General features: G+C 68.9%; 9 protein-coding genes. 3 read left to right on the plus strand and 6 right to left on the minus strand.

Annotation, left to right across the window (positions count from 1 at the left end):
* Positions 1-30: 30 nt before the first annotated feature.
* Both B1991_RS14175 and B1991_RS14180 read right to left on the minus strand, forming a co-directional pair.
* The gene (locus B1991_RS14175; RefSeq protein ID WP_136259329.1) at positions 31-528 is read right to left on the minus strand and encodes a hypothetical protein; all 498 of its coding nucleotides are present in this window, start codon (positions 526-528) and stop codon (positions 31-33) included.
* A gap of 179 nt (positions 529-707) precedes the next feature.
* Entirely contained in the window at positions 708-2150 is a 1443-nt protein-coding gene (locus B1991_RS14180) for a lipase family protein (RefSeq protein WP_136259330.1), read from the minus strand.
* Positions 2151-2283: 133 nt separating this feature from the next.
* Between B1991_RS14180 and B1991_RS14185 the strand changes: the two genes are divergently transcribed.
* The gene (locus B1991_RS14185) at positions 2284-3039 is read left to right on the plus strand and encodes a YdcF family protein (RefSeq protein ID WP_136259331.1); all 756 of its coding nucleotides are present in this window, start codon (positions 2284-2286) and stop codon (positions 3037-3039) included.
* 126 nt (positions 3040-3165) lie between these two features.
* Here B1991_RS14185 and B1991_RS14190 read toward each other — a convergent pair whose 3' ends face one another.
* Together B1991_RS14190 and B1991_RS14195 are read right to left on the minus strand one after the other, a co-directional pair.
* The gene (locus B1991_RS14190) at positions 3166-4596 is read right to left on the minus strand and encodes an aldehyde dehydrogenase family protein (protein WP_136259332.1); all 1431 of its coding nucleotides are present in this window, start codon (positions 4594-4596) and stop codon (positions 3166-3168) included.
* 81 nt (positions 4597-4677) lie between these two features.
* Positions 4678-5508: a class I SAM-dependent methyltransferase gene (locus B1991_RS14195; RefSeq protein ID WP_136259333.1), complete on the minus strand. Its 831-nt coding sequence runs from the start codon at positions 5506-5508 to the stop codon at positions 4678-4680.
* A gap of 87 nt (positions 5509-5595) precedes the next feature.
* On the opposite strand from B1991_RS14195, the gene B1991_RS14200 reads away from it, so the two are divergent.
* Complete coding sequence (locus B1991_RS14200) at positions 5596-6570, plus strand: AraC family transcriptional regulator (protein ID WP_136259334.1); 975 nt, start codon at positions 5596-5598, stop codon at positions 6568-6570.
* A gap of 29 nt (positions 6571-6599) precedes the next feature.
* On the opposite strand, the gene B1991_RS14205 is transcribed toward B1991_RS14200, so the two are convergent.
* Both B1991_RS14205 and B1991_RS18710 read right to left on the minus strand, forming a co-directional pair.
* Positions 6600-7220, minus strand: coding sequence for an HAD hydrolase-like protein (locus B1991_RS14205; RefSeq protein WP_136259335.1), 621 nt, complete (start codon positions 7218-7220; stop codon positions 6600-6602).
* 52 nt (positions 7221-7272) lie between these two features.
* Positions 7273-7425 (minus strand): hypothetical protein, encoded by a 153-nt coding sequence (locus tag B1991_RS18710; RefSeq protein WP_168709657.1) that lies wholly within the window; start codon positions 7423-7425, stop codon positions 7273-7275.
* 133 nt (positions 7426-7558) lie between these two features.
* Between B1991_RS18710 and B1991_RS14210 the strand changes: the two genes are divergently transcribed.
* On the plus strand, positions 7559-8245 hold the full coding sequence (locus B1991_RS14210) for a helix-turn-helix domain-containing protein (RefSeq protein ID WP_136259336.1): 687 nt from the start codon (positions 7559-7561) through the stop codon (positions 8243-8245).
* The last annotated feature ends 55 nt before the right edge of the window (positions 8246-8300 follow it).

Here is an 8300-nt window from a genome sequence, read left to right on the forward strand (position 1 = left end):
CAGAGCCATGCGGCGGGCGGCCGCTTCAGCCTATTCTGGCCGGTACGCCCACACGGTTTCTTCGCTGCTGACGCTGCGGATGCGGCCCAGGCGGCGGATCAGGTGGTCCACCGAGCGGGAGCGGGCGAGGGTCATGTCGCCGATGCGCATGACGCTGGCGATTTCCACGGTGGCGGTCTTGCGATCGTCCGCGAGCTCGATCGACTTGATCTCGTAGTCGTAATCCGGCTCCAGCAGGCCGCCGGTGCGTTCGCTCAGGGTCTTCATGCGGCGCAGGGTACGGGTGAGGTCCGCGCATGCGCCGGCCTTGTCTTTCGCGCTCGGCGCGCGGGCCGATCCGCGGGCCGTCACGGTGGCCTGGTAGCTGTCGTCCAGCGCGTCGCACAGCGGCTTGGCGTCGAATCGCTGCAGGGCCTCGATCTGTGCCTGGTAGCTGGCGCGGATCGAGCTTTCGGTCATCCTGCGGCTGATGTCGAAATACCAGATCGCCACGGCGATCACGATGACCACGAGCACGACTTTCTTCACGCGATGTCCTCCCTGACTTGATGGGTCGAGCTGGAACGTTTTGGCGGCAACCGACCTGTTGCCCGTCAGGCGGGCTGACGAAGGTCTGGTGACACACCCGTTGATCCCCCTGGCGCGCGGAACCGCGTCACCGCCCTGTCGCGCATCGTAACTTCCTGCACGCGACAGGGCCAGCGGCGCTAGCCGATCACCGGGCCGGGTGCGGGCTTGCGGAAATCCTGCGGCTCCAGGTCGCGGGTGAGGCGGAACACGCCGGCGTGGATCTTGCGCGAGAGCACCACGTCCAGCACGGTGGTCTGGTGCGGGCCGAGGATGGCGAACAGGTCGTCGCTGGCGATGCTGCGCGCCAGCGCGTGATGCACCAGGCCGCCGAGATCCTGCGGTGTGACGCTGGCGCCGTAGGGGCGGTGGCTGGGCGTGGCCGGGCGCAGGGTCTTGCGCGAGTGGTCCGGGTGGCTCACGCGGTCCGCACCGGCAAGCAGGGTGTGGTCGAGATACAGCGTGGCAGTGGCGCGATGGTGGGCGTTGACCTGGCGATCGAGCATGAAGCCCGGCGGCATCCGGTCGGGACTGGCCTGCGGCCCGGCGGTGAGCAGAAAGCCCGCGCCGGCCAGCGCCTCGCTGCTGTCGTCGCTGATGCGCACGATCAGCTGGCTGCGCGGGTCGTGGATGTGCACGCGGGCGGGGAACGGGTCCGCCGGTTCCAGTTCCACCCGATGCGCGTCGCGTGCGGCGTTCTCGGCGTCGAAGGCGTCGACCAGTGCCGTGTAGTCGTCGCTGCTGCGTACCTGCAGGCAGCGCAGGATGTCGGCCACGGTGGCCGGCGCCGCCTCGCGCAGGATGCCGTGTTCGCTGCCCGAGTGGGCCGCGTCGGCCACGATCTTGAAGGCAAAGCGCGGCCCGCGGGTTACCTGCAGTGCCAGCTCGTCGATGTCGCCGGTATCGCTCTTGCCATCCCATCTCAGCACCGCGTGGCGTGCATTGAGATTGGCCGCGGCGATGCGTACCACGCCGTCGGAGCCGTCTTCGCCGGTGTAGGGCACCAGGTAGTCGTACAACGCACGGTCCGGGCGATCGCCGGTCAGCACGAACTGATACTGGCCCGAGGCGGCCGGGTCCGTGCCGTGGATGGTGTCCAGGTTGAGGGCGAGTGAGGCCGGGCTGCCCAGCGTCAGCCAGTCGAGCAGGCGCTGGCCCGGTTCCACGCCCTGCCACCAGGCCTTCAGTTTGCCGAGCACGCTCTTGCCCAACTGCGCCAGCGCGGAACCAAAGTTCGCCGGCGCCAGCATCACCAGATGGGTCAGGCGGATGGTGCTGTGGCGTCCGGGTTGCGTGCGCTGCGCGCGCAACCATTCGCGCACCACCGGGCCGCCGAAGGAGTGCGTCACGCAGGCGAAGCTTGCATCTTGCAGGTGCAGGTCGCGCAGGGCGTGGTCGAAAGCGCGCACCAGGTCGGCCATCGTCACCGCGTCGTCGAAGCTCACGTATTCGGACAACCGGATGTCGGCCAGGGTCAGCGCCAGACCGCGGGCAGCGGCGCGCTGCTGCAGGCGCTGCGGCATCTGCCCGTAGGTGGCGGTGCTGGTGACGCTCCAGCCGTGGACGAAGACGAGGGTGGTCATGTTGCGCTCGCGGACGGCGCGCGCCGGTCGCGCGCGTCGATCATCCTCGCGCAGTTGGTCCGGTCACGAAAGCGTGCCTTGCGTGCCACATCGCATCGGGTAACCTGCGAGCCTCCACGCCACTGGCCTCACCATGCTGTTTTCGCTCATCGTCGTGCTCACCCTGTTTGCCTGCCTGGCGATCTGGCGCCGCTGGCGCTGGCTGGCCGGCACCTTCGCGGTGCTTGCGGCGCTGCTGCTCGTGCTGGCGGGGAGCGGCGTACTGCCCCGGTTGCTGTTGCAGCAGCTGCAGGCTCCGTATGCGCAACGCCCGGCACCGGCGTGGGCGCCGCAGAATGCGATCGTGCTGCTTACCGGCGGTTCGATCCACGTGCCGCACGACGATGTCGAGCCGGGCATCAGCGCATACGGGCGCATTGCCGAGGTGGCCGTGCTGTACCACGCCTGCCACCAGGCCGCGGTCGGCTGCAAGCTGCTGGTCAGCGGCGGTGATCCGGAGCACCGGGGTACCGCGCTGGCCGTCTCGTACGCCCGCGTGCTGCGTGGACTCGGCGTGCCGGACGAGGATCTGATCCTGGAGTCGCGCAGCAACAACACCTGGCAGAACGCGCAGTTCTCGCGCCCGCTGCTGGCCAAGCTCGACGCGCCGAAGGTGTGGCTGGTCAGTTCCGCCTGGCACCTGCGCCGCAGCGTGCTGTACTTCGATCACTTCGGCATCGCGGCCACCCCGGTGCGGGCCGATTATCTCCATGCCGAACTGGATCCGTGGCCGTCGGCGCAGAACATCGTGCTGACCGACGTGGCCTTGCATGAATACCTTGGCGTGCTGCGTTACCACGTCTACAACGCGATGGGCTGGAACGCACCGGCCATGAAGGCCGTGCGGTAGGGCGGGCAATGCCCGCCGGTTTCTGTCGCGTCAGTGCGGCGGGCGGTGCCCGCCCTACGCGCAGCGCGATGGGTAGGGTGGGCACCGCCCGCCGGCTTTTGCCGCGTTCATGCGGCACGCGGCGGATCAGGCTTCCCGCATCACCATCAGGCGAATCTCGGTCATGTCCTCGATCGCATAGCGCAGGCCTTCGCGGCCCAGGCCGGATCGTTTGATGCCGCCGTAGGGCATGTTGTCGGCGCGGAAACTGGGGATGTCGTTGACGATCACGCCGCCCTGTTCGAGCTCGTTCCACGCGCGCATCGCGTGGTCGAGGTCGTTGGTGAAGATGCCGGCCTGCAGGCCGTAGTCCGAGTCGTTGACCATCGCGATCGCCTGGTCGAACTTGTCGAACGGGGCGAGCAGGGCGAACGGGCCGAATGCTTCCATGCGGTTGGCCTTCGCGTCGGCGGGCACGTGCTCCATCAGCGTGGCGTCGAGCATGTTGCCCTCGCGCTTGCCACCGCAGAGGATCCTGCCGCCGGCCTGTTTCGCTTCCAGGATCCACCCGTGCAGGCGCTCGGCGGCGGCCTCGTCGATCATCGGGCCGAGGAACACGCTGCTGTCCTTCGGATCGCCGGCCTTGAGCTTCTTCGTCGCAGCGACCAGCTTGCGCTTCAGCGCGTCGTACACGTCCGCGTGCGCGTAGATGCGCTGCACGCCGATGCAGCTCTGGCCGGACTGGTAGAACGCGCCGAACACCAGCCGCTGCACCACGCGGTCGAGTTGCGGGCCCTGGTCGGCGTCGACGATGCAGGCGGCGTTGCCGCCCAGTTCCAGCACCACCTTCTTGCGTCCGGCGCGGGCCTTCAGATCCCAGCCGATCTGGCCGCCGGTGAACGAGAGCAGCTTGAAGCGCTCGTCCTCGACCAGCGGCGCGGCGTGGCTGCCGTCCAGCGGCAGGATGGAGAACGCGCCGCCCGGCAGGTCGGTCTCAGCCAGCACCTCGCCGATGATCAGTGCGCCGATCGGGGTCTTCTCCGACGGCTTGAGCACGAACGGACATCCCGCCGCGATCGCCGGCGCCACCTTGTGCGCGACCAGGTTCAACGGAAAATTGAACGGCGTGATGAACGACACCGGCCCCAGCGGCACGCGTTTGGTGTAGCCGTGGTAGCCGTCCAGACGGCTGGCCAGTTCCAGGTTGATCGCTTCGCCGTTGATGCGCACGGCTTCCTCGGCGGCGATGCGGAACGTCTCGATCAGCCGGGTCACTTCGCCGGCGGCGTCCTTGATCGGCTTGCCCGCCTCGATGCACAGCGCCTCGGCCAGCTCGTCGCGGCGTTCGGTGAAGCGTGTCGCGCAGTGTTGCAGCACCGCCTGGCGCGCCCACGGCTTGTACTCGCGCATCGGGCGAGCGGCTTTCACCGCCGCGGCGATCGCTTTTTCGACCGCCTTCGCATCGGGCACCGCCACCCGGGTGGCGATGCGGCCGCTGTACTTGTTGCGCACCTCCAGCAGCGTCCGCGACGTCTGCGGACGGTTGGCGAGATAGTAGGGGTAGCTCTTGTTCAACATGAGTGCTTGCCGGCGGTTGCGATCCGGCAAGCATAGGGCGCGGCGGTGTTCAGGGGTCGTGAGGCGGGTTGGCGGCGACCGTTATCTCCGCTCGATCACGACCTCCAGGTATTCGGCCGGCAGCACCATGCAGCCGTCGCCCGCGCGGTTGCCCCGGGCGATCAGGGCGAGGATGTCGCGCGTGAGCTCGTCCTGCTTCGTCGCATCGAGCGCGGCGTAGAGCTTGTTCACCGGGCCGTACCAGGCGCGGAACACCTCCACCCAGTGTTCGGGCGAGCGGTAGCGGAAGGTGAAGTATCGCGGCTCCGCGCGGATCGTTTTCGCGGCGCGACCGAACAAGGCGTCCAGTCGTGCGCGCGTGCCCCACAGCAGCGGCGACTGCAGGCCGGCGGCGGGCGGCGCGTAGCGGCCGATGATCTTGAACAGCTGGCCGATGAAACCGTCCGGTGTCCAGTTTGCGAGGCCGATTTTGCCGCCCGGCCGGCACACCCGCGCCAGCTCTGCGGCTGCCCGCTCCTGCGCGGGGGTGAACATCACGCCGAAGGTGGACAGCACGACATCGAACGAAGCGTCGGCGAACGGCAGGTCTTCCGCGTCGGCTTCCTGGAAACGGACGGACAGGCCTTCGGCCTCGGCGCGGGCCCGGCCCGACGCCAGCCAGGTGGCGACGTAATCGGTCGAGACTACTTCGCAGAAGCGCCGTGCCGCCGCGAGGGTGGCGTTGCCGTTGCCGGCGGCGACATCGAGCACGCGGCTGCCCGCGCGCAGGTCGAGCGCTTCGCAGAGGTTCTCGCCGACGATCTGCAGCGTGGTGCCGATGGCGGCGTAGTCGCCGGTCGACCACACGGCTTGCTGGCGGGCCTTGATCGCGGCGAGATCGGGAGCGGGCACGGGGGAGGGTACGGCGGACATGGGGGGACTCCTGCTGGCGGTGGAAAACACGGGAGTAGTATTCGTCCACCCGCACCATCGCACTTTGCCGATTCGCCGGCTTTCTTGATGGACGCTCTTTCCGACCTGCTGCAGGTAGTCAAGCTCAACGGGGCGCTGTTCCTGGACTCGCGCTTCACGGCGCCGTGGTGCGTCGAGTCGCGTCCCGCGCACGAATCCGGCGGCATCTTCGCGGGCCTCGGCCACATCGTGTTCTTCCATGCGATCACCCACGGCCAATGCCGCGTACGGCTGCGCAGCGGCGGCGAGACCTTGCAGGTGCACGCGGGAGATCTGCTGCTGTTGCCGCATGACGACGCGCACTGTTTGGGCAGCGATCTGCAGCTTGCCGCGGTGACGTCCGACTCGCTGGTGCAGCCAGCGTCGCCCGGCGGACTGATGCGCATCGACCACGGCGGCGGCGGCGAGGAGACGCGCTTCATCTGCGGCTTCCTGGCCTGCGAGCCCCACCTGTGCCAGCCGCTGCTCGATGCGTTGCCGCGCATCCTGCGCGTGCCGCTCACCGGCGGCGCGGGCGGCGGTTGGCTGCTCGACCTGCTGTACCACGCGGCGCACTCGGACAGCGCACCCGGGCCGGGTTCGGCCAGCGTCAAGGCGAAGCTCGCCGAGCTGCTGTTCCTGGAGGCGATCCGCCGCCACATCGATGCGTTGCCGGCGCATGAGATCGGCTGGCTGGCCGGCCTGCGCGATCCGTGGGTGGGCCGTGCGCTCAACGCGCTGCACGAGCGCCCGATGCACGCCTGGAGCGTCGAGGAACTGGGAGCCCACGCCGGCCTGTCGCGCTCCGCGCTCGCGCAGCGCTTCAACGAACTGATCGGCATGCCGCCCATGCACTACCTCACGCGCTGGCGCCTGCGCCGCGCGGCCGCCGCCCTGCAGGACACCCGACGTCCCGTCGCCGCGCTGGCCGGTGACTACGGCTACGAATCCGAGGCCGCGTTCAACCGCGCCTTCAAGCGCGAGTTCGGCATGCCTCCGGCGGCTTGGCGGCGCAAGGGACGACGCTCCGGGGTGACGCTGTAGCGGCGGGCCACGGCGAAGCAGCGGAGCCGCTACGCCGTCAGCTCGGCCAGGTCTTCGACGGTATCGAACAGGCGCGTCGGTCGGAGCCGTTCCAGCGAGAGGCGGGTGGCGTAGCCCCACGCGACGGCGCCGAAGGCCACGCCGGCCCGGCGGGCGGCGTCGGCATCGGTGGCTTGGTCACCGATGTAGATGGCGCGGGTCGGGTCGGTGCCGGCGGCGCGCAGGATGCGGACGATGCGCCGGCGCTTGCCGAAGATCGAAGCGCCGCATTCGACATGAGCCAGCCGCTGCCAGTGGGCGTCGCCCAGGATCCGTCGGCAGTTGTCCACGGCGTTTGATGAAACCAGCGCCAGCGCGACGCCGCTACGCTGCAGGCGTTGCAGCATCGGCTCGATGCCCGCGAACAACGGAATGTCTGCCTCGTGCATCGTGCGGACAAAGCTGCGTGCGACGCACGGCAGCTTCCAGCGCGGCAACCCCACGTGACGCATGACTTCGCGCGCCGAACGACCGCGCAGCGCCTCGATTTCCGCTGGTGCGATGCGGCGGAAGCCATGGCGATCGGCCAGTCGGTTGTACACGCTGACGAAGAATGCGAAGGAATCGGCCAGCGTGCCGTCCAGGTCGAAGATGATCAGATCGTATGGCATGGGAAAGGTCCGGGCGGCGCGCGTGATGCGCGTCGCCCTTCAGGGGGAGTGCTCAGACGCCCGTCTCGCTGCCACGGCACGGCTGGCCGGTGCCACAACCGCAACCGCAGCCGGACAGGCTGACGGGTGCAGCCTGGCAGCCGCAGGTGCAGGTGGCGCCGGCGCAGCTGTGGCAACGGCAGGCGGAAGTATCGGTGGTGTTCATGGTCATGTCCTCATTGGGTTTGGAAGGGGGTACGGAGGCCTGCTCCGTGGTGCCATTGTCGACATCGCCCCTACCGGGCGCTTGAACCAAGGGGCTAACCTTCGCACGTCCTGTCTCGACGCGAACTGCCGTCATGTCCCGAGCCACGCCTGCCGCAGAACCCCGCCGCGCGATCGTCGGCGTCGGCCGCGTGGCGATGTGGAAAGGTGGCAGCGTGTGGATCGGGCGCGACACGGGCCAGGCACAGCCGCACAGCCACCACGCCATCCAGATCACGCTGGCCGCGGCGCAGCCGTTCCGCATCCGTGGCGCGGCGACGGACGCCTGGCACCAGACCTCGGCCGCCATCGTCATGCCGGATCGACCGCACCTGTTCGACGGTTGTGGCCACGCGGTGGCGATGGTGTTCGTCGAGCCGGAGACACTGGCTGGCCGCGAACTTGTCGCGCGCCATCGGCAGCACGAGGTGGGCTTGTTGTGCGAAGAAGGTCTGGCGGCCTGCACGGCGGCACTGCACGCCGTGTTCGAAGCGCGCGGTACGGAGGCCGAGCTGGTGGCGGCGGCGCAACGCATCGTCGAGCATCTGGCAGCCCGATCCACGGGACCGCAAGCCGTCGATCCGCGCATCGCAAGGGTGCTGGATCGCATCCGCGAGCGCCCCGATGCAGAACTCACCCTGGCCGTGGCGGCCGCCGTGGCGCACCTGTCACCGAGCCGCTTCCGGCATCTGTTCGTGGCGCAGACGGGGATTTCATTTCGCGCGTACCTGTTGTGGGCGCGCGTGGGGCTGGCGGTGGCGCTGGCTCTTTTACACATCTGACGCTGCCGACGAATAGGGAGGTGGACAGTTCGCGTGATGTGCGTCGATTCACAAA

The organism is Rhodanobacter lindaniclasticus (assembly GCF_004799035.1).
GTDB classification, from domain to species: domain Bacteria; phylum Pseudomonadota; class Gammaproteobacteria; order Xanthomonadales; family Rhodanobacteraceae; genus Rhodanobacter; species Rhodanobacter lindaniclasticus.

Coding starts and splice junctions, on each gene's coding strand:
- B1991_RS14180 (WP_136259330.1), bottom strand. CDS start 2,150: ATGACCACCCTCGTCTTCGTCCACGGCTGGAGCGTCACCAGCACCGCC.
- B1991_RS14185 (WP_136259331.1), top strand. CDS start 2,284: ATGCTGTTTTCGCTCATCGTCGTGCTCACCCTGTTTGCCTGCCTGGCG.
- B1991_RS14190 (WP_136259332.1), bottom strand. CDS start 4,596: ATGTTGAACAAGAGCTACCCCTACTATCTCGCCAACCGTCCGCAGACG.
- B1991_RS14195 (WP_136259333.1), bottom strand. CDS start 5,508: ATGTCCGCCGTACCCTCCCCCGTGCCCGCTCCCGATCTCGCCGCGATC.
- B1991_RS14200 (WP_136259334.1), top strand. CDS start 5,596: ATGGACGCTCTTTCCGACCTGCTGCAGGTAGTCAAGCTCAACGGGGCG.
- B1991_RS14205 (WP_136259335.1), bottom strand. CDS start 7,220: ATGCCATACGATCTGATCATCTTCGACCTGGACGGCACGCTGGCCGAT.
- B1991_RS18710 (WP_168709657.1), bottom strand. CDS start 7,425: ATGAACACCACCGATACTTCCGCCTGCCGTTGCCACAGCTGCGCCGGC.
- B1991_RS14210 (WP_136259336.1), top strand. CDS start 7,559: ATGTCCCGAGCCACGCCTGCCGCAGAACCCCGCCGCGCGATCGTCGGC.